Raw genomic sequence first — 23,566 nt, 5'->3', positions numbered from 1 at the left:
GCACGTCATCTCGTGCGGTCCGAACCGGAAGAGGTACGACGTGATTCGACGATCAACCGGAGCCATGGTGGTTACCGCCGCCCTGGCCCTCCCTCTGGCCCTGCCCCTTGCTGGAGCTCTTGGCCTCACGGCCGGCTCCAGCCCTGCCGCAGCCGCGAAGGCTGACCCCGCCCGGGACCACGCAGCGCTCGGCCTGTCTGCTGACGAGAAGCTCGTCGTGACGTCGGTCGTGACCGACCGCGACGGTACGCAGCACATCCGCTACAACCGCACCTTCAAGGGTCTGCGTGTCATCGGCGGCGACCTCGTCCTCGAGACGACCAGGAGCGGCGCAAAGGCCGACGTCCACTTCAACGCGTCCGGCAAGGCAGCAGTTCCCTCGACGACTCCGAAGAAGAGCGGCGCCGAGGCCTCAGCCGTGGCGACCAAGAACGCGAGCAAGGGTGCATCGGCCAGGGCCAAGGACAGCGAGCTCGTCGTCTGGGCCGGTGGCACTTCACCGCGTCTGGCCTACGAGGTCATCACCGAAGGGGTGAAGCCCGACCAGACGCCGAGCCGACTCCACACCCTCGTCGACGCCAACTCCGGCGCGATCCTGCAGTCGTGGGACGAGATCAAGCACGGCACCGGCAACTCGCAGTACTCCGGTCAGGTCACGCTCGACACGACCCAGTCGGGCAGCTCCTGGCTCCTCAAGGACTCCATCGGCAACTACACGACCGACCTCAACGGTGGGACGTCCGGCACCGGCACGCAGTTCACCGACGCCGACAACGTGTGGGGCAACGGGTCGACGACGAGCCGTCAGACCGCCGGAGTCGACGCGCAGTACGGCGCGGAGAAGACCTACGCCTACTACAACTCGGTCCTGGGCCGCGCTGGCATCTGGAACAACGGCACCGGTGCTCGCAGCCGCGTCCACTACGGCAACGCCTACGTGAACGCGTTCTGGGACGGCACCCAGATGACCTACGGCGACGGTGCCGGCAACACCAAGCCGCTGACTGCCATCGACATCGCCGGACACGAGATGAGCCACGGTGTCACCGAGAACACGGCGAACCTCAACTACAGCGGTGACGCGGGCGGCCTCAACGAGGCCACCTCCGACATCTTCGGCACGGCGGTCGAGTTCTACGCCAACAACTCCACCGACGTGGGTGACTACCTCATCGGCGAGAAGATCAACATCAACGGCAACGGCACCCCGCTGCGCTACATGGACAAGCCGAGCAAGGACGGGCAGAGCCCCGACTGCTGGTCCACCAACACCAAGAACCTTGACCCGCACTACTCCTCGGGTGCGTTGAACCACTGGTTCTACATGGCCTCCGAGGGCTCGGGCGCCAAGACCATCAACGGTGTCAGCTACGACAGCCCCGTCTGTGGCGGCGCCCCCGCCGTGACCGGCGCAGGACGCAGCAACGTCGAGAAGGTCTGGTACCGGACCCTGTCCACGAAGCTCACCTCTGGCAGCACCTACGCCAACGCCCGCAACGGTGCGATCGCCTCCGCCAAGGAGCTCTACGGCGCCACGAGCCAGACGTGCACGTCGGTCGAGGCAGCCTTCACGGCCATCTCTGTTCCGGCTGGCACCGAGAAGTGTGACAGCGGCCCGACCCCGACCCCGACAGGGACCGGCACTCCGTCGCCGACCCCGACACCCACGCCGACGACTCCGCCGTCGGGCAACCTGCTCAGGAACCCGGGCTTCGAGTCCGGCGCGGTGGACTGGACCGGCACCGCCGGCCCGATCACCAACAACACCGGTCGTCCGGCACGTACGGGCAGCTGGAAGGCGTGGCTGGGTGGCAACGGCTCGACCTCGACCGAGACGATCCAGCAGAGCGTCGCGATCCCCTCGACCGTCACCGCAGCGACCCTGTCGTTCTGGCTGCGCACCGACACGGCCGAGTCCGGCAGCACGGCCTACGACACGATGAAGGTCCAGGTCATCGACGGTTCGACGACCACCACCCTGGCGACGTACTCCAACGTCGGGACCAACGCGACCTACACCCAGAAGTCGTTCAACGTGACGGCATACAAGGGCAAGACGATCACGGTGAAGTACCTCATGAGTGAGGACTCCTCACTGCAGACGTCGTTCGTCGTCGACGACACGGCACTGGCCACGAGCTGAGGACCCAGGACGGCGATGGGCCGGCACACCTCCGGGTGCCGGCCCATCGTTGCGCCCACTCGTGAGCAGGCGCAGCCCAGGCCCTGCGAATGGGCGAGGCTGAGGGCGAGGCGAACGCCCTCGCCTCGCCCGTTGTACTGCTGTCAGGGCTCATGGACAGAAACGAGGATCGTGACCGACTACGAGGCGTTTCCCGAAGCGCTGCGCGAGGCCATCCAGGCCCGCGGACTCAGCCTCAGCCGTATACAGACGCGACTTCAGCGACACGGCCAGGCGGTGAGCCTGGCAACTTTGAGCTACTGGCAGTCCGGTCGCAGCCGCCCGGAGCGCGAGAGCTCGATGGAGGTGCTGAGTGAGCTCGAGTCCGTGCTGAACCTGGAGCATGGTGCGCTCGCCCAGCTCCTCGGCCCTCGACGACCGAGGGGGCGCTGGACCCAGCGGGTTGAGGCCATCCCGGAACTTGACGGCATCGTGCTGGACGAGCGAAGGCACGCCGTCGCGAAGGCGCTGGAGGGGATGGTCACGGATGGTGACTCCGGCCTCACCCGTCTCAGTCTCCACGATCGGCTCGTTGTCGGGCCGGAGGGTGGCGAGCGAACGTTGACCGCACGCCAGCTGTTGCGCTCGGAGCGAGACGGGGTCGATCGTCACTTGTTGATGCACGTGATGGACGAAGCCGGGCAGACGCTGCCGCTCGTGCGTCCCCTGCGACACTGCAGCATCGGCGACTTGTACGAAGACCCGGCGGGCGTGGTGGCCGTTGAGCTTCTCTTCGACCGGACGCTCGGGCGCGGTGACACCATCCTGCTGGAGTACGAGCTCCAGAGCCGGGCCCCGTACCCGCCCGCGAGAAACTTCGACCGCCGTGTCCGATCTCCCCTGCGCGAGTATGTGTTGGAGGTGTGCTTCACCCCACCCGCGCTGCCGGCTGCGGTCTGGCACTACCAGACGCCCCTCGACTCAGCGGTCGCCCATACGGTCCATCCGGTTGAGGTGGGTCCCAGCCACTGTGCGCACATCGTGGTCCTGGACGCTGGCGTGGGCGGGCACGGGCTGCGCTGGAGCTGGGATGCTTGACGACCACGTGAGCTGCGAGCACAGCTTCGCCCCGCTACCCATCCTGAGGCAGCAGGCGAGCGCTAACGGAAAACTATTTCCGAAACCACTTCCCGTGGGCACCCTCGGTGGGTACCCTGAGAGCATCCCGTCGTTCGCATGGACAACCGGCGGGCCGCCACTTCGCAACCATGCTCCTGACAGCAGAGCGTCAGGACGATGTCGATGAGGAGTTGGCAATGCAGCCAACGGTCTTGGTCAACGGGACGCCGCTGACGCTGGCGAGCGTCACGCCCCACACGACGGCACTCGACTGGCTGCGCAACAGCGGCCTGACGGGAGCCAAGGAGGGCTGCGCCGAAGGCGAGTGCGGCGCCTGCTCGGTCATGGTCGCAAGGCCGGGCGTGAGCGAGGGTGCGAGCACCGAGTGGGTGGCGATCAACGCCTGCCTCATCCCTGCGGCTGGACTCGACGGCCAAGAGGTCGTGACGGCCGAAGGACTGGGGAGCGTGGGCGCCCTCCATCCTGTTCAGCGCGAGATGGCTGATCGCGGAGGCTCCCAGTGCGGTTACTGCACACCGGGATTCGTCTGTTCGATGGCCGCTGAGTACTACCGACCGGGGCGCGCCGAGGGGGTCGTGGACGGCGAGCACGGCCAAGATGCCGAGCACGGTCCCAACGGCTTCGACCTGCACGCCCTCAGCGGCAACCTCTGCCGATGCACCGGCTACCGGCCCATCCGCGACGCCGCCTACGCCCTGCCCGATGCGCCGGCCTTCGATGACGCCCTGGCCTCGCGCGCCACCAATCCCACCCCGGCGCCGGTGCACACGCACCTGGAAGCCGACGGTGCGGCATACGTCCGCCCGGCAAGCCTCGACGAGGCACTCGCGCTCCTCGCAGAGCGACCGGATGCCCTGCTCGTGGCCGGCTCCACCGACATCGGTGTCGAGCTCAACATCAGGGGCTCTCGCCCGCCGCTGCTCGTGGCGATCGACCGCCTGCCCGAGCTGCGCAACCTCGACGAGGACGACGAGGAGATCCGCATCGGCGCCGCGCTCACCCTCACCGAGATCGAGCGACGGCTCGATGGCCGCGTGCCCCTGCTCGCCGAGCTCTTCCCCCAGTTCGCCTCGCGGCTCATCCGCAACGGGGCCACCCTCGGCGGCAACCTCGGCACCGGTTCCCCCATCGGGGACGCGCCGCCGGCCCTGCTCGCCCTCAACGCCCGACTGGTTCTGTCGAGCCGGCGTGGGGAGCGGATCGTGCCCCTGTCCGAGTACTTCACCGGCTATCGGCAGACCGTCAAGCGGGCCGACGAGCTGATCCGCGAGATCCGCCTGCCCCTGCCGCTGGCCCAGCACACGGCCTTCCACAAGATGGCCAAGCGCCGCTTCGACGACATCTCTTCCGTCGCCGTCGGATTCGCCGTGGACGTCGTCGACGGCATCGTCCGGCAGGCCCGGATCGGACTGGGCGGGGTCGCCGCCACCCCCCTGCGCGCCACGGCCACCGAAGAGGCGCTCGTCGGCCGCCCCTGGGACACCGAGACCGTCGAGGCGGCCGCCCAGGTCCTCTCGGGTGAGGGCACACCCATGGACGACCACCGAGCTTCGTCGCGCTATCGCGCCGCGATGCTCGGCCAGTCCCTGCGCAAGTTCCATGCCGAACACGCCGCCAGCGAGGGGATTTCCGCATGAGCCACCTTTCCGAGCGCCCCGACCAGAGCGTCGTCGGCCAGTCGATGCCGCACGAGGCGGCCGACCTCCACGTGACCGGCGCCGCTCTCTACACCGACGACCTGGTCGGACGGACCAAGGACTGCCTGCACGCCTATCCGGTGCAGTCACCCCACGCCCACGCCCGAGTCGTCGACATCGACACGAGTCCTGCGCTGGCCGTCCCCGGTGTCGTGCGCGTGCTCACCGGCGCTGACGTCCCCGGCGTCAACGATGCCGGGGTCAAGCACGACGAGCCGCTCTTCCCCGACGAGGTGCAGTTCGTCGGGCACGCCGTCTGCTGGGTCCTCGGCGAGACACTGGAGGCCGCGCGTCGCGGTGCCGCCGCCGTCGTCGTCGACTACGAGACCCTGCCGTCGATCATCTCCGTGCGTGAGGCCATCGCCGCCGAGAGCTTCCAGGGCGCACAGCCCACCGTGGAGCGCGGCAACGTCGAGTCGGGCCTCGAGCAGGCCGCCCATGTCTTCAGCGGTGAGTTCGAGTTCGCCGGACAGGAGCACTTCTACCTCGAGACACACTGCTCGCTGGCCCTCGTCGACGAGAACGGCCAGGTGTTCGTCCAGTGCTCCACGCAGCACCCGAGCGAGACCCAGGAGATCGTGGCGCACGTCCTCGGCCGCTCCTCCAGCGAGGTCACCGTGCAGTGCCTGCGCATGGGTGGGGGGTTCGGTGGCAAGGAGATGCAGCCCCACGGGTTCGCGGCGATCGCCTCCCTCGGCTCCATCCTCACCGGCCGCCCGGTGCGCCTGCGACTGACCCGCAACCTCGACATGACAATGAGCGGCAAGCGCCACGGCTTCCACTCGCAGTGGCGGATCGGGTTCGACGACTCCGGCCACATCCAGGCTCTCGAGGCCACCCTCACCTCCGACGGCGGGTGGAGCCTCGACCTCTCCGAGCCGGTCCTGGCCCGGGCCCTGTGCCACATCGACAATGCCTACTGGATCCCCGACATCAAGGTGAACGGCCGCGTCGCCAAGAGCAACAAGACGTCGCAGACGGCCTTCCGAGGCTTCGGCGGGCCACAGGGGATGCTCGTCATCGAGGACATCCTCGGGCGGTGTGCGCCACTGCTCGGGATCGACGCAGCCGAGCTGCGCCGCCGCAACTTCTATGCCAACGGACAGACCACGCCCTATGGCCAGCCGATCACCCAGGCCGACCGGTTGGCCCGCGCCTGGGACCAGGTGCTCGAGTCGGCCGACGTCACCCAGCGGTGGGCCGAGATCGATGAGTTCAACTGGTCTCACCCGCACACCAAGCGCGGACTGGCCCTCACGCCGGTGAAGTTCGGCATCTCCTTCAACCTCACCGCCTTCAACCAGGCCGGGGCTCTCGTCCACGTCTACAAGGACGGTTCGGTGCTCATCAACCACGGTGGAACCGAGATGGGCCAGGGGCTGCACACCAAGATGCTCCAGGTCGCAGCCACCACCCTGGGTGTGCCGCTGTCCACGGTGCGGCTCGCGCCGACCCGCACCGACAAGGTGCCCAACACCTCGGCGACCGCGGCATCGTCCGGGGCCGACCTGAACGGAGGTGCCGTCAAGAACGCCTGCGAGCAGATCCGTGAACGACTGAGCATCACCGCCTCCGCCAAGATCGGCGTCCCGCCGGCCGACATCCGCATCCACGACGGTCTCGTGACCGGGCTCGGCTCGGACGTGCAGGTGCCGTGGGCAGAGCTGGTGCACGCGGCCTACTTCGCCCGGGTCCAGCTGTCGGCAGCCGGCTTCTATCGCACCGAGGGGCTGCACTGGGACTCGCGGGTCATGCAGGGTTCGCCGTTCAAGTACTTCGCGCACGGCGTCGCCGCCACCGAGGTCGAGGTCGACGGCTACACCGGCGCCTACCGGACCCGCCGGGTCGACATCGTCCACGACGTCGGCGACAGCCTCTCGCCACTCGTCGACATCGGCCAGGTCGAGGGCGGCTACGTCCAGGGCGCGGGCTGGCTCACCCTCGAGGACCTGCGGTGGGACGAGAGCGACGGGCCGGGCCGCGGTCGCTTCCTCACCCAGGCGGCCAGCACCTACAAGTTGCCGAGCTTCTCGGAGATGCCCGAGACCTTCAACGTCGCGCTCCTGGAGCAGGCCCACGAGGAGGGCGCCGTCTATGGGTCCAAGGCCGTGGGTGAGCCTCCGCTGATGCTCGCATTCTCGGTCCGTGAGGCCCTGCGCCAAGCAGCCGCGGCGTTCGGACCGTCAGGCACGAGCGTCGACCTCGGCTGCCCCTCCACCCCCGAGCAGGTGTTCTGGGCGGTCGAGGAGGCGCGGGCGGCACACGGCCAGGCAGACGGGCACGTCGACGAGGGCTTCCCGGGCCACCACCCCGACGAACCCGACCCCGACGCGCCCACCCGGATGCCCGAGTCCGAGGTCGCCGTGCGCTCACTGGCGGGTGGCTGAGATGTCCTGGGTCGATGCGGTCCGCACCCTGCGGACGAGCAGGGAGCCCGGCGTCCTCGTCACCCTCACCTCCGTGCGCGGCCACGCTCCCCGCGAGGCCGGCACCAAGATGGTCGTCTCGGCCACCCGCACCTGGGGCACCATCGGCGGAGGCAACCTCGAGGAGGATGCCATCTGCCGTGCCCGAATCATGGTGCACGACAACGCTTCCGAGCCGACCAGCTTCACCGCCAACCTGTCGGACAAGGCGAAGTACCAACACGGCGTGCAGTGCTGTGGCGGCATCGTCGAGGTTCTTCTCGAGCCCTTGGCCGTGCGTCCGTCGGTCGCGATCTTCGGCATGGGTCACGTCGGCCAGGAGCTGGCGCGGGTCCTCGCCCGCCACGACCTCGAGCTCCACCTCGTCGACTCACGTGAGGACTTCCTCACCGACGACGTCCTCGCCCCGCTGGCCGACGCCGAGGCGGCAGTCCACGTGCACCACGTCCCGGTCCTGCCCGAGCTCGTCCTGTCGGAGCTCCCTCCCGGCAGCCACGTCCTCGTCATGACCCACGACCATGCCGAGGACGCCGCACTCATCGACGCAGCCCTGCGCACCGAGGGCCTCGCGTCCATCGGCCTCATCGGGTCGAGCGCCAAGTGGCAGCGCTTCCGTCGCAAGCTCCTCTCCGAGGGCCACAACGAGGCCGCCCTGTCCCGGATCACCACCCCCATCGGACTGACGACCCTCACCGGCAAGGACCCCGCGACCATCGCGATCAGCGTGGCCGCCGCGCTGCTCCAGTCGTTCGCGCCGACCCGGCACGCCCCACCCGATGACACCGACACGGAGGGCGCCGACACAGAGGGCGCGGAGCCAGCCCACCACGCCCAGGAGACCGCCCGATGACCATCTTCCGAGGCACCTTCTTCGACGTCCCGGACAACCCCTTCACGGGCGGCGTCCTGCGCTCGGAGCAGGACGGCGGCATCCGGGTCGTCGACGGCACGATCACCGACCGCGGTCCCTGGACCGAGGTCCGGGCCCGACACAGCGACGACGAGGTCGAGGACCTCACGGGCGGTCTCGTCCTGCCCGGCTTCGTCGACACCCACGTGCACTACCCGCAGATCCGGACCATCGGCGCCCTCGGCATGCCCCTGCTCGACTGGCTCGAGAAGTCCGCCCTGCCGGAGGAAGCGCGACTGGCCCACACGGCATACGCACAGGAGATCGCGACCGAGTTCACCGCCGGGCTCGTCCGCTCCGGGACCACGACGGCACTCGTGTTCGGCTCACACTTCCCGGGCGCGGTCGACGCCCTGTTCACCGAGGCCGACCGGGTCGGCCTGCGGGTCACGAGCGGGCTCGTCGTGAGCGACCGCATCCTGCGTGAGGACCTGCACACCGACCCCGAGGAGGCCTACACCGCCGGCAAGGCGCTCGCCGACCGGTGGCACGGCACGCGGCGCAACCGCTATGCCGTCATCCCCCGCTTCTCGCTCTCGTGCAGTGACGAGCTGCTCGACTCGTGCCGGGCACTGCTCAAGGACGTCCCCGAGGCGTGGTTCACCTCTCACATCAACGAGAACCTCGCCGAGATCACGACGGTCAAGGAGCTGTTCAACGCCGAGGACTACCTGCAGACGTATGCCGCGCACGGCCTCGTGGGCCGCCGCAGCATCTTTGCCCACAACGTCCACCCGACCACCGGTGAGCTGTGCGACCTCGCCGCCGCCGACGCCACCGTCGCGCACTGCCCGACGAGCAACTCGGCCCTGGGCAGCGGACTCTTCCCGCTCAAGGAGCATCTCGACCACGGCGTGCGGGTCGCTCTCGGCTCCGACGTCGGCGCGGGGACGGGCTTCTCGATCCTCAAGGAGGGTCTGCAGGCCTACTTCATGCAGCAGCTGCTCGGTGACCGCGGGCGCAGGCTCGCTGCACCCGACCTGCTGCATCTCGCGACGATGGCCGGCGCGGACGCCCTCGGTCTCGCCGACACGGTGGGTGACTTCTCGGTGGGCAAGCAGTTCGACGCCGTGTGGGTCAACCCAGCAGCAGGGTCGACGATGGACGTTGCGCTGCGGCACGCGTTCTCACCCGAGGATGCGCTCGCCAAGGCCTTCGCCCTGGGCACGTCACCCGCCGTGACCGCGAGCTGGGTTGCGGGACAACAGCTTCAGCGCTGACCTGTCACTGCTGACTCACTCACCTGCGCGGAGGATCTCGGCGTATGCCGGGAGCGTGAGGAAGTCTGCGTAGTCGTCGTCGAGCGCTGTGCGCACGAAGAGCTCACGCGCCAGCGGAAGGTGATCGGCGTAGGCACCCGACTCGACCAGCCCGGCATACTCCTCCTCGACGATCCGCTCGACGAGCTTGCGGGTGATCGACTCCCCCGTGTCGAGGCTGGCGCCGTTGTGCGTCCACTGCCAGATCTGCGAGCGCGAGATCTCGGCGGTCGCAGCGTCCTCCATGAGGTTGTGGATGGCGGCGGCGCCGTTGCCCGAGAGCCACGCTGCGAGATAGGTGATGCCGACCGCGACGTTGCCTCGCAGGCCGGCCTCGGTGCGCTCACCCGGTGTCCGGTCGAGGGCGAGCAGGTCGGAGGACGTGACCGAGACGTCGTCGCGCTGGCGGCCGATCTGGTTGTCGCCGTCGAGGACGCCGTCGAAGATCTCGGCGCACACAGGCACGAGGTCGGGATGGGCGACCCAGGACCCGTCGAAGCCGGCCTGCGCCTCGCGGGTCTTGTCGGCCCGCACCTTCTCGAAGGCGACGCGGTTGACCTCCTCGTCGCGACGCGAGGGGATGAACGCAGCCATGCCACCCATCGCGAAGGCGCCGCGGCGGTGGCAGGTCTGCACGAGGAGGTCGGAGTAGGCCTTCATCATCGGGGCGTCCATCGTCACCGCGTTGCGGTCCGGGAGGGTGGTGTCACCGGGGGCGTCGCGGAAGTTCTTGATGATGCTGAACAGGTAGTCCCAGCGTCCGGCGTTGAGGCCGCTGGCGTGCTCGCGCAGCTCGAAGAGGATCTCGTCCATCTCGAAGGCAGCGGTGATGGTCTCGATGAGGACGGTGGCGCGCATCGTTCCCTGCGGGATGCCGAGCCGGTCCTGGGTCCACACGAAGACGTCGTTCCAGAGCCGGGCCTCGAGATGGGACTCCATCTTGGGCAGATAGAAGTAGGGGCCGCTGCCCCGCTCGACGAGCTCACGCGCGTTGTGCACGGCATACAGACCGAAGTCGACGAGGGCCCCGACGAGCGGTTCACCGTCGAGGGTGAGGTGCGCCTCGTCGAGGTGCCACCCGCGCGGACGCGGCAGGATGACCGGGATGCTGTCAGGGTCCTTGAGGGCATAGTGCTTGCCCTCGGGCGTCGTCAGCTCGATGGTGCGGCGGTTGGCGTCGCGCAGGGTGAGCTGACCGCCGATGACGTTGCGCCAGTGGGGCGTGTTGGCGTCCTCGAGGTCGGCCAGCCACACCTTGGCCCCGGAGTTCAGCGCGTTGATCGCCATCTTGCGGTCGGTCGGGCCGGTGATCTCGACCCGGCGGTCGCGCAGGTCGGCGGGCGCGGTCGCCACCTGCCAGTCGCCTTCTCGCACCGACGCCGTCTCCGGCAGGAAGTCCAGCGTGCCCGTGCGCGAGATCTGCTCGCGTCGCTGCACCCGGGCGGCCAGCAGCTGGTCGCGCCGCGCCCCGAACTCGCGCTGCAGCCCGGCCAGGAGATCCATGCCTTCCGGCGTGAGGATCTCGGACTGCCCGTCGACGTGGGGGCCGGTGACAAGGATGGAGGGCACGACAGGGTCTCCTTGGACTCATGAACGGAAGAACTGTTCCAATATACGGAATAGACTGGGACGGCACAGTCCGTTCCCCACCGAGGAGCCACCGTTGACCGCACCGCAGGCCGACACCACCACCGATGACACCGCCGATGTCACCGCCGCCGAGACCAAGGACCAAGCGCCCAAGGGCGGGGTCCAGTCGATCGACCGCGCGTTCGCCATCCTCGAGACACTGGCCGAGTCCGGCGGCGTGATGGGCCTGTCCCAGCTCGCCGAGCGCTCCGGGTTGCCGTTGGCGACGATCCACCGCCTCGTCCGCACCCTGGTCGACCTGGGCTACCTCCGTCAGGAGGAGTCCCGTCAGTACTCCCTCGGACCGCGGCTCATGCGGCTCGCCGATGCCGCCTCCAAGCGCGTCGCGGCGTGGGCCCACCCCCACATGCTGGCGGCCGTCGAGGACCTCGGTGAGTCGGTCAACCTCGCGATGATGGACGGGGACGAGGTCGTCTACATCGCGCAGGTGCAGCCGTCCAAGAACTTCATGCGGATGTTCACCGAGGTGGGCCGGCGGACCCTCCCGCACAGCACCGCGGTCGGCAAGGCCATGCTGCTCGACACCGACCCCGGCACGGTGCGTTCGCTCCTGAGCCGCACCGGTATGCCGCGTCGGACGGAGCACACGTTGACGACGGCCGATGCGTTCCTCGCCGCCCTCGACGTGGCACGCGAGCGCGGCTACGCCCTCGACGAGGGCGAGCAGGAGGTCGGGGTGCGCTGCGTCGCGGTGGCCGTCCCCGATGCGCCTCGCCCCATGGCCCTGTCGATGTCCGGCCCGACGACCCGGGTCACCGACGCGGCCGTCGACGAGGCTGTCGCCCGGCTCCAGGCGGCGGCCCGCCTCATCGGTGCCGACCTGTCCTACGCCGGACGCTGAGCCTCAGGCCAGGCGACCGGTGACGGCCTCCGCGGCGGCGACCACTGCGCCGTCGAGGACTGCTTCGTAGGCCGCTTCGAGGTCGGGCGCGAGGAAGCGGTCGGGTCCCGGAGCGACGTTCCCGAACTCGGCCAGCCCGGCGATGACAGCGCCGGTGGCGGGTGCCGGCTGCAGCGGTGCCCGCAGCTGGATGCCGCGCGAGGCTGCGACGAGCTCGATGGCGAGGACGCGGGTCAACGCGTCGACCGAGCGGCGCAGCTTGCGGGCAGCGGACCAGCCCATGGAGACGTGGTCCTCCTGCATGGCGCTGCTCGGGATCGAGTCGACCGACGCCGGGACGGCGAGGCGCTTCATCTCCGAGACCATGGCGGCCTGGGTGTACTGCGCGATCATCAGGCCCGAGTCGACGCCGGGGTCGTCGGCGAGGAACGGCGGCAGCCCGTTGTTGCGGGACTTGTCGAGGAAGCGGTCGGTCCGCCGCTCGGAGATCGAGGCGAGGTCTGCGGCCACGATCGCAAGGAAGTCGAGGACGTAGGCGACCGGCGCACCATGGAAGTTCCCGTTGGACTCGACGCGGCCGTCCAACGTCACGACCGGGTTGTCGATGGCCGACGCGAGCTCCCACCCGGCGACGCGGGCTGCATGGTCGATGGTGTCTCGCACTCCGCCGGCGACCTGCGGGGCACAGCGGAGCGAATAGGCATCCTGGACGCGAGTGCAAGCCTCGGGGTCGCGGTGCGACTCGCGAATCAGGCTGTCCGACAGCATCTTTCGCATGTTCTCCGCGGACTTGCCCTGGCCGGGCTGCGGACGCAGGGCGTGCAGGTCGGCGGCAAAGACGTCGTCGGTCCCGAGCAGTCCTTCGACACTCATGGCCGCAGCGATGTCGGCGGTGGTGACGAGCAGGCGCAGGTCGGCGATGGCGAGGCAGAGCATGCCGAGCATGCCGTCGGTGCCGTTGATGAGAGCGAGGCCCTCCTTCTCGGCGAGGATGACCGGCGTGATCCCGGCTGCCTCCAGCGCCTCGGCGGCGTCCATCACCTCGCCGTCATCGTCGCGCACCAGACCCTCACCCATGAGCGCGAGCGCACAGTGCGACAGCGGCGCGAGGTCACCGGAGCAGCCGAGCGAGCCGTACTCGTGCACCACCGGCGTGATCCCCGCGTTGAGGATCGCGATGTAGGTCTCGAGGGTCTCGGCCCGGATCCCCGTGCGACCGGTCGAGAGCGTTGCGATGCGCAGCAGCATGAGGGCGCGCACGACCTCGCGCTCGACCTCGGGCCCGGCACCAGCAGCGTGCGACCGGACGAGTGAGCGCTGCAACTGCGCGCGCAGCTCGACGGGGATGTGCCGCGTCGCGAGCGCGCCGAACCCGGTCGAGACGCCGTAGTGCGCCACCGTGTCGTTCGCGAGTCCCTCGATCGTGCCGCGAGTCGCGCGGACCGTGGCGAGGGCCGTCGGGCTGAGCTCGACCGGCGCACCGTGACGTGCCACCCGGACGACGTCATCGATGCTGAGGTGCTCGCCGCCGAGGGCGACCGGGGGCTGCTGCGTCTGGGTGTCCGTCATGTCTCAAGCAAACCCTCGGTATGCCGGGAGCAACAGGCGCGCACGCGGCATACCGTCTCGTATCCCAGACGTTGCACACGCCCTCACGAACCGACCACCCCACGACAACGACGGCGCTAGCGTGCAGGAAGGAGTGAGACGTGGAGGAATCGATGTTCAAGAAGATCAAAGCAGCCAAGGCCTATCTCGACCATGGCGACGACCTCGCTGGCGCCCTCGTCCCCGACGACGCAGTGGTGATCGACGCGCCCCCGGACGCGGCGCGACCGGCCATCGACGCGGCCCTTGACGGGACGTACGAACCCGCGGCCGAGCTGCTGCGTCAGACGCGCCAGGCAAGCGCTTGGGAGGACCGCGACCTCGAGGTCGCCAGCCTCGGGCGGCTCGCACTCAGGTCGCCACAGTGGCTCGAGACCTGGCAGGGGAGCGACCCCGACAATCCCGACCTCGCCGTCGTTGACGCCCGACGGCTGGTCGAGCAGGCGTGGGAGCAGCGGTCGCACAACGACGCCAGCCAGGTGAGCAAGGAGCAGTTCGCAGCCTTCCACGAGACACTCGAGCGCGCCACGCAACGGATCCAGCAGGCCGTGGACGGGTCTCCGGGGGACCCAGTGCCGTGGTCGCTCGCCCTGCGCCACGCGCGCGGCACCGAGTGCGATCGGGAGACCTTCAACGGATATCTCGGCGCCCTCGAGTCAACCGACCCGCACCACTACGGCGCCCGGTTCGAGGCCATGCAGTACCTGTGCGCCAAGTGGTTCGGCTCGCACGAGGAGATGTTCGAGTTCGCGCAGGCAAGTGTCGAGGCCGCACCTCCGGAGGCGCAGGTCCAGTCCTTGCTCCTCGACTCCGTCCTCGAGCACCTCGCCTCCGACGGGTCAGCACTCGCGGACAACCCCGACCGGGCCGAGGAGGCGATCGCGCGCGCCCGCGGCTTCCTCGATGCCAATGCAGACGCCGGGCACCACGTCACGGCACGGACTCGCAACGTCCTCACGCGGATCCTGTTCCACCTCGAGCGGCACCGCGAGGCCTATGAACAGCTGCAGGCCATCGGCCCGCATGCGACGTCCTTCCCGTGGGGCTACTGGGGCGATGCACGCGAGGAGTTCCTCACTCACCGCTCCCACATCGTCACCCTGGCGGCCGGAGCGTCGTGACCTCGATGGTGCTGCTCGTCCGGGCGACGGCAGCCGAGCTCCAGCGCCCCGTCATCTGGGCGCGGACCCGCGTGCGGCTGGTCGACAGCGAGCGGGCCGGCTGGACCATCGCCGATGTCGGTGAGCCGAACCAAGCAGCGCTCGAACGCGTCGCCGAGGAGGTCAGCGCGCTCGGCCCTGCACTGCTCCTCGTGGTCGGCGACCTCCGGACCGGTGTCCAGCTGTGGCAGGAAGGTCAACGCCGGGCCCGAGTCGGCTGGACGTCGGGTGAGGTGAACACCCTCCCCTCGAGGGAGGCGGAGGCCATCGCGTCGGCGTTCGCCTCCGCCCTCGACGTCGACAGCGGTCCGGTCGCACGGGTCCTACGGGAGGCGACGAACCCCGATCGCACACGCCGTGCCTTCATGGCCGCTCTGCGCGCTCCCGTGCCCAGTCACTTCGGCCGACACAGCAGCGGCCCCCTCGACTCCGAGCGCACGACCGATGTCCGGCGGCACGGCATCCTGGACGCCGCGGTCGAGGAGACCTGGGGCCACTGAGCGTCAGGGATCACAGGGCCCGGCCTGCCAGTGGCCTCGGTCAGGCGGGATTGCAGCCGGTCGCTGCGGTGGCGAACCGCTCGAGGGCGAAGCGGGCCGCGGCCGTGTTGGGGGCTCCGTTCTCCACGATCGAGAAGATCCGACGCTTCCCGTCGACACCGTCGGCCGTGCCCGACAACGCCGTCACGTCACTGAGGGTGCCAGTCTTGGCGCGGACCTTGCGTCGGGCGCAGATCGTGTCCGGTTGGGCGAAGCGGCTGGCCAGGGTCCCTGAGACGCCCGCCGTGGGCATCGAGTCAGGACGGAAGAAGTAGTAGTTGACCAGCCAGTTGTTCCTGATGGCGTGGAGCAGGCTGGTGATGCTGGTGCCGGTCCCTCGATCCGAGCGGGACAGGCCCGATCCGTCCTGCACGGTGACCCCCAGGGTGTTCACCCCACGGGCCTTCAGGGTTGCCAGGGAGTGCGCGTTGGCGGCCGACCACGATGCTCCCTTGCCAGCCGCGATGGAGGACTGTCGGTGGAGGAACTCCGCGTAGTCATTGCTCGAGGTGTTGAGCATCTTCGCCACCAGAGTCGACAACGGCGGCGAAACGACGCTGGTCATGACGCCCGCCGACGATGGAGTGACGGCGCGCGCGACGGGCGTGACGTTGAGGCCGAGTCGGACCAGCTCGTTGCGGAAGACATTGCCCGCATCCAGGCCCGTGTCCATGAGGTTGCGGCCATCGACGACGAGCGCCCCGACCGGTGCGACATCGCCCGGCACATAGCTGGTCTTCCAGCCGATCGCGTTCGTCGGCGCGGGGAAGAGGGAGTCGTCGACACGAACCCCCACAGACCTCTTGCCCGCGTTGACGAGCGCGGTGTGAGCCTTGCCAGCCATCGTCCTCACCGCTGCTGCGGTGAGTGAGGGGTCGCCGCCACCCTTGAGCCACAGCGTCGTTCGTGCGGCGTCGACCAGGACGTCGGTGTGGAACGTCTTCTGCGGGCCCATCGTCGTGAGTGCCACGAAGGCCGTGGTGAGCTTCTCGTTGGACGCCGGCATGAGGGCCAGTGACGGGTTGCGGCTGTAGATCACGGCGCCAGTGGCCGAGTCCAGCACCACGGCACTGACCCCGCTGCCCAGGGCCGGGTCGGCGCCCGCGATCTTGAGCCGCTCCAGGATCGTCCCCGCGAGAGCGGGGCGACTGCTGGCACCCTGCAGATCGCGTTGGATCTCCTGGGCCGTGTCGACCGGCGGTTGTGACTCCGGCTGCGGGCTCGGCGATGACCCGATGGCACTCGCCGGGGCGACAGTGCCGCCTGCGGCCAGGGCAAGCGCTGCGACCGTCGCCGCCGCACTCACGAGGATCGCTCTGCCTGCTCGCCTGCCGCTCATGACTATGAGAGTGGCACGAAACTAACTAGTCCGCGCGGCGAGCGAGCATCACCCCGAGCTCACGCCAGGGAGGCGACCACTCCGTCCTCGTCAACCCAGACCTGTTGTCCCGGAATGAAATCGACGCCGCCGAAGGACACGGGGACGTCACGCTCCCCCACACCGTCCTTGGCGCTCTTGCGTGGGTTGGACCCGAGTGCCACGGCACCGAGCGGCAGGTCCCGCAGCGCCACGACGTCGCGCACGGCTCCGTGGATGACGACACCCGCCCAGCCCTGGGCCACGGCAGACGCCGCGATGAGGTCTCCCATGAGGGCCGACTCGAGGGATCCGCCGCCGTCGACGACGAGCACGCGGCCCTCACCGGGTTCGCCCAGCGCCGCCTTGACGAGGGCGTTGTCGCGGTGACAGCGCACCGTGCTGATCACCCCGGCGTATGCCGTGTGCCCGCCGTAGTGGCGCAGCTGCACCGAACAGGACTGGAGACTTTCGCCCCGCTCGTCCCAGAGGTCGGCGGTCGAGACGCTCATGCTCCGTCACCCTTCACCGCGAGGACAGGGCAGCGGGAGTCGAGCAGGATGCGTTGCGCGACCGAGCCCATGATCAGCTTGCCGACCGGGGTGCGATGCCGCAGGCCGATGACGATGACACTCGCCTCAACCTCGTCGGCAACTCCGAGGATCGCTTCCGCCGGGTCGTTGCCCTTCTCGATCCGGCGGACCTCGGCGTCGAGACCGAGCTCGTTGAGGTCGCGCCGGAGCCGGGCGAGCTGCTCCTCGTCGGCGCGATGAGCGTCCGCGAGGACATCATCACGAGACATGTTGACGACGAGCAGGTGTTCGCGCCGACGACGCGCCTCACCGACCGCCGCCGTGAGGGCGGCCTCGCCGTAGCCATTGGGTACGTAACCCACCAATACGGTCATGTCAGGCCTCCGAGGAGTTGTAGGAGTGTCCGGCCCTGGCGTTGGCCATGGGGTCGGGACCGTCGTCGCCCGCCTTGCCGCCAGGGCCGCCCTTGCCACGGCGACCCGGAAGGAAGCGGGACAGGAGTGGCCATGCGATGGCAAGGACGATGCACGCGTAGCAGAACCAGGCGACCGGTCCGCCGATGAGCCCGTCCAGGTCGCCACCGGTGAGCTGGAGCGACCGCCGGCCCTGCTTCTCGACCAGGGGTCCGAGGATGACCCCGACGATGAGCGGCAGAACCGGGAAGCCGAAACGACGCATGGCGAAGCCGAGCAGACCCAGCCCGAGCAACAGCCACAGGTCGAACGGTTGGGAGTTCACGGCATACGCACCCATGGAGGCAAAGAAGAGGATGCCGGCATACAGATAGGGACGCGGGATCTGCAGCAGCTTCGCCCAGGCCGGGGCCAGCGGCAGGTTGAGCAGGAGCAGCATCGTGTTGCCGATGAAGAGGCTGGCGATGAGCGCCCACACGAGTGCGGGTTCCTTCGTCAGCAGCAGCGGCCCCGGCTCGAAGCCCCAGCCCTGCAGGGCCGCGAGCATGATCGCTGCGGTGGCGTTGGTCGGCAGTCCGAGCGCAAGGAGCGGGACGAGCGTGCCGGCGGCAGAGGCGTTGTTGGCCGCCTCCGGCCCGGCAACACCTTCGATGGCGCCGTGCCCGAACTCCTCCGGGTGCTTGGTGAGCTTCTTCTCCGCGGTGTAGGACAGCAGGGTCGGGATCTCGGCGCCACCAGCGGGCAGCGCGCCGAAGGGAAAGCCCAGGGCGGTGCCACGCAACCATGGCTTCCAAGACCTCTTCCAGTCGCTCTTGCCCATCCACGGGCGGCCGACGGGGATGACCTCGCCAGCCTTGCGCCGGAGGTGGGCAGCAACCCAGAGAGCCTCGCCGACGGCGAAGATGCCGACCGCAACGACGACGATGTCGACGCCATCTGCCAACTGGGGAATCCCAGCGGTGAGCCGCTGCTGACCGGTGACGAAGTCGATGCCGATGACACCGATGGTCAGTCCGAGCACGAGAGCGGCAAGGCCGCGGATGCGGGACGCACCCAACACCGCGGTGACGCCGGTGAAGGTGAGCAGGATGATCGCGAAGTACTCGGGTGCACCGAGGCTGATCGCGAACTTCACGACCTGCGGCATGAGGAAGACGATGCCGAGCGTGCCGATGGTGCCGGCGACGAATGACCCGATGGCCGACGTCGCGAGCGCCTGCGCGGCTCGACCCGACTTGGCCATCTTGTTGCCCTCGATGGCTGTCACCACCGAGGAGGACTCACCCGGTGTGTTGAGCAGGATCGACGTGGTGGATCCGCCGTACATGCCTCCGTAGAAGATGCCGGCAAAGAGGATCAGACCCTGGGTCGGCTCGAGGCCGTAGGTGATCGGCAGGAGCAGAGCCACGGTCATGGCCGGGCCGATGCCGGGCAGGACGCCCACCGCCGTGCCGACGGTGACGCCCAAGAGGGCCATCAGAAGGTTGAGGGGGGTCAGGACGTCCCCGAAACCCCCCATGAGGCTGTTGAGGTTGTCCATCAGAGGATTCCTTGCAGGATGCCGGCCGGGAGGTTGACCCCGAGTCCGATCGCAAACGCATAGAACGTCGCGAGGGAGAGGACCACGCCGAACACGAGACCGCGGATGTGGTGCCGGTTGCCGAGGGCGAAGGCCGATCCCGCGAACAGCAGGGCTCCGCTGATGACCCAACCGAGCGGCTCGATGAGGACGGCGTTGAGCGAGAACACGGCGATGAGCAGGCCGATGGTCCGCCAGTCGACACTCGTGCTGAGGTCGATGTCCTCACCCTCCTCGGCCTCGCCGCGACCACCACGGGAGATGTCGATCGCATAGAACACCGCAACGATCAGCAGGAGGGCCCCGAGGAGGATGGGCATGGGCTTGGGACCGATGGGGTCGTTGCTCGAGGACGCCGAACCGATGCGGCTGGCGTCGAAGAGGACGAGCACTCCGAGGAGGCCCAGGGCCGCGCACAGTCCGTACTGTGCGCGGTCCTTGGTCCCTCTCGAAGCCTCAACTGAGGCGTCGGTCATGCGAGGCCGAGCTGCTTGAGGATCTCGGCGACGGACGTGTCCTGTTCCTTGAGGAAGGTGCCGAACTCGTCACCGGTCTGGAAGGCGTCGGTCCAGCCGCGCTTGGCTTCCTCGTCCTTCCACGCCTGGCTGTCGTGCATCTTGGTCAGCGCGTCGATCCAGACCTTCTTGTCCTCGGAGGAGATGCCGGGAGGGGCCACGATGCCGCGCCAGTTGGTGAAGACGAGGTCGATGTTCGAGGACTTGAGGGTCGGAACGTCCTTGAGCGCGGGGATCGGCTCGGCGCTGGTCACGGCGAGGACGCGGACCGCTCCGGCCTCGACCTGGTCGAGGAACTCACCGAAGCCGCTGGCGCCAAACGCGATCTTGTTGCCGAGCAGGGCCGGGAGGAGCTCACCGCCACCGTCGTAGGTCACGAAGTTGACGTCCTTGGGGTCGATCCCGACTGCCTTGGCGAGCTGCATCGGGAGCAGGTGGTCGGGCCCACCCGGCGACGAACCTCCGCCGACCGCGAACTTCTTGGGATCGGCCTTCCACGCTGCGACGAGCGAGGTGATGTCCTTGTAGGGGGAATCCTTGGGCACGACGATCGCGCCGGCCTCCTCGATGAGCTTGGCGATCGGGGTCGTGTCGGCGAGCGTGGCCTTGGACTTCTGGGTGTATGCCGCACCGACGACTCCCAGACCCATCTGCATCGCGAGCTTGCCGTTGCCCTTTTCGTTGACGATCCGCTGGAGGCCGACGGTGCCGCCGGCTCCCGGAAGGTTGAACACCTGGATCGAGTTGGTGATCTTGTCGGCCTCGAGGACCTTGGCTGCGGTGCGGGCCGTGGTGTCGTAGCCACCACCCGGCGCGTTGGGAACCATGAGCTGGAGACCGGTGGCGGGCTTGGCGTCGGCCGTGGCGGACGAGCCGGCGTCGGCGCCCTTGTCGGCGGTGGCGCCACAGGCGCTGAGGGTGAGGGCCGCGGCGGCGAGTGCAGCGCCGAGGAGGGCGGTGGGGCGTGATCTCATCGTTGAGACCTTTCGGATCAGGGGGGACACTGTCCCATCAAGTGGGTTGCGTTGATGCTGTCGCGTCGCCCCGCACAAGTCCCGCTTCTGTCCGCAATGGAGGTTGAGAACATAGTGGTCATGCGCGCACGCCGCTCGACGCTGGCCGGCCAGCTGCTCGTGCTGCAGGTCGCCGTGATCCTCGTCGTCCTGGTCCTTGTGGGTGCGTTGTCGTTGGCCCAGTCCGAGGCGACCTTCACCCGCGTCGAGGGCCGCCGGGTCTCAGCGCTGGCCGAGCAGCTCGGGAGCAATCCGCTCGTGCGCAGCAACCTCGAGATCCCTGCGACGCGCACCGGTTTGGCCACCCTCGCCCAGTCCTTCGCCACCCAGTCCTCCGTGGGATCGGTGACCTTCGCCGACGCGGACGAGGACGTGCGAGTGTCGACTGATCCGTCGCTCGAGGACGCGCGAATTCCGTTGCCACGAGAAGCTGTTGGTGATGGCGCCAGCTGGTCCGGGACGCTGACCCTGGACGGCCAGAGGCAGCTCGTGTCCCAGGCTCCCGTCTTCTCGGTGAGCGAGGGTCGCGTCGGTGAACACCTGGGCACCGTGATGATCACGGAGCCCTTCCCGTCGGCGTGGGAGCGGGCGCGAGGTGCGTCCTCCTATCTGCTGACCTATGTCGGCGGCGCACTGCTCATCGGCCTGCTCGGGTCCTGGTTGCTCGCCCGCCGGATCAAGCGCCAGACCCTGGGGATGGAGCCGAGCGAGATCGCGGGTCTTGCCGAGCACCGCGAGGCGCTGCTCCACGGCATCGCCGAGGGTGTCATCGCCCTCGACCAGCAGGGCCGGGTCACCCTCGTCAACGACGTGGCGCGCCGCCTTCTCGACCTGCCCGAGCACGCCGAGGGACTCACCCTCGCCGACCTCCGGGTGCGAGGTCGCCTCCTCGAGGTGCTCACTGGTTCCGACGACGCCAACGCGCGTGACCGGGTTGTTGTCCGTCGAGGCCGCGTCCTGGTGATGAACCGGATGCACGTCGAACGCGACGGCCGCCCTCTCGGCACGGTGACGACCCTGCGCGACCGGACAGCACTGGCTGACATGGAGCGCCAGCTCGGCACGTTCCGCAGCACGACGCAGCTGCTGCGGGCGCAGGCGCACGAGTTCGCCAACCAGCTGCACACCATCAGCGGCCTCATCCAGATCGGCGAGTACGACGAGGTCGTCAGCTATGTCGACACCGTCAGCGAGCGCCGCCACTCCCTCGACCTCAGCATCAACAGCCGGGTGGGTGACCCTGCCGTGGCGGCCCTGCTCATGGCCAAGGCCAGCCTGGCGTCAGAGCGGCGGATCGACCTGCGCATCACGGATACGACCTCGTTGCAACGGTTGCAGCCCGAGGACTCCGCCGATGTCGGCACGGTGATCGGCAACCTCGTGGACAACGCCCTCGATGCGGTGACGAGTGCGGGCGCGACCGCGCCAGCCCAGTCACCCACCGCACTGTCCGCGCAGTGGGTGGAAGTCACCATCACTCAGGACGCGTCGAGTGTCGAGATCGTCGTCTCCGACTCGGGCCCGGGCATCCCTGCCGAGATCGCCGACGAGGTCTTCGACCAGGGCTTCACGACGAAGCCCGGCGGTGACGGCACGCGCGGGATCGGCTTGGCCCTCACACGCATGCTCTGCGAGCAGCGTGGAGGCGAGATCATCATGACTCCCACCGACACCGGCGCCCGGTTCACGGCTCGCCTGGGTGTCACCGCTTCCCTTGCCGAAGGAGTGCCCTCGTGATCTCCGTGCTCATCGTCGATGACGACTTCATGGTGGCGCGGGTGCACCGGGCCTTCGTCGAACGCACCGACGGCTTCGAGGTCGTCGGCGTGGCCCACTCGGGAGCCGACGCGTTGGCGATGGCGCGTGACCTCACCCCCGACCTGCTCCTGCTCGACCTCTATCTCCCGGACCGCTTCGGCCTCGACATCGTCGCCGAGCTGCGGCACACCGGATCACACAGCGACGTCATCGTCATCTCCGCCGCCAAGGAGGTGGATGCCGTCCGTGCCGCCGTCCGTCACGGCGTCGCCGACTACCTGCTCAAGCCCTTCGCGTTCGAGGACCTCCGCGACAGACTCGAGGGGTATGCCGCCCAGCGGGCTCTGCTTGCCGCCTCGCCCGAGGACCAGGCCGGGGTGGACCGGCTCTTCGCACGCACGGCGACGTCGCGCCCCGACGTCGTAGCGGCGATGCCGAAGGGCCTCAGCCCCGAGACCGCCCAGCTCGTCGAGGCGACGTTGCGTTCCGCCGCCGCTGGTGTCTCCGCCTCAGAGACGGCCGAGGCGATCGGCATCTCGCGAGTGAGCGCCCGCCGCTACCTCGAGTACTTCACGAGCAAGGGCGAGGCCGAGGTCTCCCTCCGCTACGGCAACACCGGCCGCCCCGAGCGCCGCTACCGCCCCACCTCAACGAGATAGACCGACACGCCGTGCGCGCCATTTCGCACACGGCGTGTCGGTCTATCTCGATGCGGCCCCCCCAACTTCGACCCCAAGCACGCGCAGATCGCGACAAAAGCGTGCGCATTCCAGTGACGGCTGGCAGGTTCAGGGAGGGGTTCCTACTTCAAGCGTCGATGGGACGAGTCGCGCGGCGATGCCCGCGACGGTTGGGGTTCAAGCTGGTGGTTCTTCGAGGTCGACGCGGACGGTTACCCGACGCCCAGATCGAGATCTACGACGGTGGGCCCGACGAAGCGTTACAGCCTGGAGTCGCCCGAAGACGCGACGGAGGCCTCAGTGTCGTCCGCGTGGACGAACTCGAGGATTGGTCGGCATGGCAGATCGGCGCGGATGAGTTCAGCC

At 68.9% G+C, this 23,566-nt stretch carries 19 protein-coding genes; 11 read left to right on the top strand and 8 right to left on the bottom strand.

Annotated features, from left to right (window positions below; translation table 11 throughout):
• Positions 1-64: 64 nt before the first annotated feature.
• From ACFQRE_RS04050 to guaD, 6 genes are all read left to right on the top strand, one after another.
• Positions 65-2,143 (top strand): M4 family metallopeptidase, encoded by a 2,079-nt coding sequence (locus ACFQRE_RS04050; protein ID WP_380119197.1) that lies wholly within the window; start codon positions 65-67, stop codon positions 2,141-2,143.
• Between the two features lie 171 nt (positions 2,144-2,314).
• The gene (locus ACFQRE_RS04045) at positions 2,315-3,220 is read left to right on the top strand and encodes a helix-turn-helix domain-containing protein (RefSeq protein WP_380119195.1); all 906 of its coding nucleotides are present in this window, start codon (positions 2,315-2,317) and stop codon (positions 3,218-3,220) included.
• A gap of 218 nt (positions 3,221-3,438) precedes the next feature.
• Complete coding sequence (locus ACFQRE_RS04040) at positions 3,439-4,899, top strand: xanthine dehydrogenase small subunit (protein ID WP_380119193.1); 1,461 nt, start codon at positions 3,439-3,441, stop codon at positions 4,897-4,899.
• Positions 4,896-7,346 (top strand): xanthine dehydrogenase molybdopterin binding subunit, encoded by a 2,451-nt coding sequence (gene xdhB / locus ACFQRE_RS04035; RefSeq protein WP_380119191.1) that lies wholly within the window; start codon positions 4,896-4,898, stop codon positions 7,344-7,346. The genes ACFQRE_RS04040 and xdhB overlap by 4 nt, the downstream gene beginning before the upstream one ends.
• Position 7,347: 1 nt before the next feature.
• Positions 7,348-8,235 (top strand): xanthine dehydrogenase accessory protein XdhC, encoded by an 888-nt coding sequence (gene xdhC, locus ACFQRE_RS04030; RefSeq protein ID WP_380120414.1) that lies wholly within the window; start codon positions 7,348-7,350, stop codon positions 8,233-8,235.
• Positions 8,232-9,515: a guanine deaminase gene (gene guaD, locus ACFQRE_RS04025; protein ID WP_380119189.1), complete on the top strand. Its 1,284-nt coding sequence runs from the start codon at positions 8,232-8,234 to the stop codon at positions 9,513-9,515. The genes xdhC and guaD overlap by 4 nt, the downstream gene beginning before the upstream one ends.
• Positions 9,516-9,530: 15 nt before the next feature.
• Here guaD and aceB read toward each other — a convergent pair whose 3' ends face one another.
• Entirely contained in the window at positions 9,531-11,123 is a 1,593-nt protein-coding gene (aceB, locus tag ACFQRE_RS04020; RefSeq protein ID WP_380119187.1) for a malate synthase A, read from the bottom strand.
• 94 nt (positions 11,124-11,217) lie between these two features.
• On the opposite strand from aceB, the gene ACFQRE_RS04015 reads away from it, so the two are divergent.
• Entirely contained in the window at positions 11,218-12,045 is an 828-nt protein-coding gene (locus tag ACFQRE_RS04015) for an IclR family transcriptional regulator (RefSeq protein ID WP_380119185.1), read from the top strand.
• Positions 12,046-12,048: 3 nt separating this feature from the next.
• On the opposite strand, the gene hutH is transcribed toward ACFQRE_RS04015, so the two are convergent.
• Positions 12,049-13,614 (bottom strand): histidine ammonia-lyase, encoded by a 1,566-nt coding sequence (gene hutH / locus ACFQRE_RS04010; RefSeq protein WP_380119183.1) that lies wholly within the window; start codon positions 13,612-13,614, stop codon positions 12,049-12,051.
• A 140-nt stretch (positions 13,615-13,754) separates the two neighbouring features.
• On the opposite strand from hutH, the gene ACFQRE_RS04005 reads away from it, so the two are divergent.
• Complete coding sequence (locus ACFQRE_RS04005; protein WP_380119182.1) at positions 13,755-14,774, top strand: hypothetical protein; 1,020 nt, start codon at positions 13,755-13,757, stop codon at positions 14,772-14,774.
• The gene (locus ACFQRE_RS04000) at positions 14,771-15,313 is read left to right on the top strand and encodes a hypothetical protein (protein ID WP_380119181.1); all 543 of its coding nucleotides are present in this window, start codon (positions 14,771-14,773) and stop codon (positions 15,311-15,313) included. Before ACFQRE_RS04005 ends, ACFQRE_RS04000 begins: the two co-directional genes overlap by 4 nt.
• A 40-nt stretch (positions 15,314-15,353) precedes the next feature.
• Here ACFQRE_RS04000 and dacB read toward each other — a convergent pair whose 3' ends face one another.
• The 6 genes from dacB to ACFQRE_RS03970 are packed head-to-tail and all read right to left on the bottom strand — an operon-like array spanning position 15,354 to position 20,723.
• Positions 15,354-16,691: a D-alanyl-D-alanine carboxypeptidase/D-alanyl-D-alanine endopeptidase gene (gene dacB, locus ACFQRE_RS03995; protein ID WP_380119179.1), complete on the bottom strand. Its 1,338-nt coding sequence runs from the start codon at positions 16,689-16,691 to the stop codon at positions 15,354-15,356.
• Between the two features lie 59 nt (positions 16,692-16,750).
• Positions 16,751-17,221: a ribonuclease E activity regulator RraA gene (gene rraA, locus ACFQRE_RS03990; protein WP_380119177.1), complete on the bottom strand. Its 471-nt coding sequence runs from the start codon at positions 17,219-17,221 to the stop codon at positions 16,751-16,753.
• Positions 17,218-17,616, bottom strand: coding sequence for a universal stress protein (locus ACFQRE_RS03985; RefSeq protein ID WP_380119174.1), 399 nt, complete (start codon positions 17,614-17,616; stop codon positions 17,218-17,220). The genes rraA and ACFQRE_RS03985 overlap by 4 nt, the downstream gene beginning before the upstream one ends.
• A 1-nt stretch (position 17,617) precedes the next feature.
• On the bottom strand, positions 17,618-19,195 hold the full coding sequence (locus ACFQRE_RS03980; protein WP_380119172.1) for a tripartite tricarboxylate transporter permease: 1,578 nt from the start codon (positions 19,193-19,195) through the stop codon (positions 17,618-17,620).
• Positions 19,195-19,710 (bottom strand): tripartite tricarboxylate transporter TctB family protein, encoded by a 516-nt coding sequence (locus tag ACFQRE_RS03975; protein ID WP_380119170.1) that lies wholly within the window; start codon positions 19,708-19,710, stop codon positions 19,195-19,197. Before ACFQRE_RS03975 ends, ACFQRE_RS03980 begins: the two co-directional genes overlap by 1 nt.
• A complete protein-coding gene (locus ACFQRE_RS03970; RefSeq protein WP_380119167.1) occupies positions 19,707-20,723 on the bottom strand; it encodes a Bug family tripartite tricarboxylate transporter substrate binding protein in 1,017 nt (338 codons plus the stop codon). Before ACFQRE_RS03970 ends, ACFQRE_RS03975 begins: the two co-directional genes overlap by 4 nt.
• A gap of 120 nt (positions 20,724-20,843) precedes the next feature.
• On the opposite strand from ACFQRE_RS03970, the gene ACFQRE_RS03965 reads away from it, so the two are divergent.
• Positions 20,844-22,499 carry a sensor histidine kinase gene (locus tag ACFQRE_RS03965; protein ID WP_380119165.1) on the top strand — a complete coding sequence of 552 codons (1,656 nt, stop codon included), beginning with the start codon at positions 20,844-20,846 and terminating at the stop codon, positions 22,497-22,499.
• Positions 22,496-23,179 (top strand): response regulator, encoded by a 684-nt coding sequence (locus ACFQRE_RS03960; RefSeq protein ID WP_380119162.1) that lies wholly within the window; start codon positions 22,496-22,498, stop codon positions 23,177-23,179. Before ACFQRE_RS03965 ends, ACFQRE_RS03960 begins: the two co-directional genes overlap by 4 nt.
• Positions 23,180-23,566 lie beyond the last annotated feature (387 nt).

The organism is Knoellia pratensis (assembly GCF_042666395.1).
GTDB classification, from domain to species: domain Bacteria; phylum Actinomycetota; class Actinomycetes; order Actinomycetales; family Dermatophilaceae; genus Knoellia; species Knoellia pratensis.
This window is presented reverse-complemented; position numbering and strand designations above follow the sequence as displayed.

Excerpts from the sequence above, each read along its gene's own strand:
- xdhC (WP_380120414.1), top strand. The coding sequence starts at position 7,348 with ATGTCCTGGGTCGATGCGGTCCGCACCCTGCGGACGAGCAGGGAGCCC.
- guaD (WP_380119189.1), top strand. The coding sequence starts at position 8,232 with ATGACCATCTTCCGAGGCACCTTCTTCGACGTCCCGGACAACCCCTTC.
- ACFQRE_RS03985 (WP_380119174.1), bottom strand. The coding sequence starts at position 17,616 with ATGACCGTATTGGTGGGTTACGTACCCAATGGCTACGGCGAGGCCGCC.
- ACFQRE_RS03970 (WP_380119167.1), bottom strand. The coding sequence starts at position 20,723 with ATGAGATCACGCCCCACCGCCCTCCTCGGCGCTGCACTCGCCGCCGCG.
- ACFQRE_RS04050 (WP_380119197.1), top strand. The coding sequence starts at position 65 with ATGGTGGTTACCGCCGCCCTGGCCCTCCCTCTGGCCCTGCCCCTTGCT.
- ACFQRE_RS04040 (WP_380119193.1), top strand. The coding sequence starts at position 3,439 with ATGCAGCCAACGGTCTTGGTCAACGGGACGCCGCTGACGCTGGCGAGC.
- ACFQRE_RS03965 (WP_380119165.1), top strand. The coding sequence starts at position 20,844 with ATGCGCGCACGCCGCTCGACGCTGGCCGGCCAGCTGCTCGTGCTGCAG.
- dacB (WP_380119179.1), bottom strand. The coding sequence starts at position 16,691 with ATGAGCGGCAGGCGAGCAGGCAGAGCGATCCTCGTGAGTGCGGCGGCG.
- hutH (WP_380119183.1), bottom strand. The coding sequence starts at position 13,614 with ATGACGGACACCCAGACGCAGCAGCCCCCGGTCGCCCTCGGCGGCGAG.
- ACFQRE_RS03980 (WP_380119172.1), bottom strand. The coding sequence starts at position 19,195 with ATGGACAACCTCAACAGCCTCATGGGGGGTTTCGGGGACGTCCTGACC.
- ACFQRE_RS03975 (WP_380119170.1), bottom strand. The coding sequence starts at position 19,710 with ATGACCGACGCCTCAGTTGAGGCTTCGAGAGGGACCAAGGACCGCGCA.
- xdhB (WP_380119191.1), top strand. The coding sequence starts at position 4,896 with ATGAGCCACCTTTCCGAGCGCCCCGACCAGAGCGTCGTCGGCCAGTCG.
- rraA (WP_380119177.1), bottom strand. The coding sequence starts at position 17,221 with ATGAGCGTCTCGACCGCCGACCTCTGGGACGAGCGGGGCGAAAGTCTC.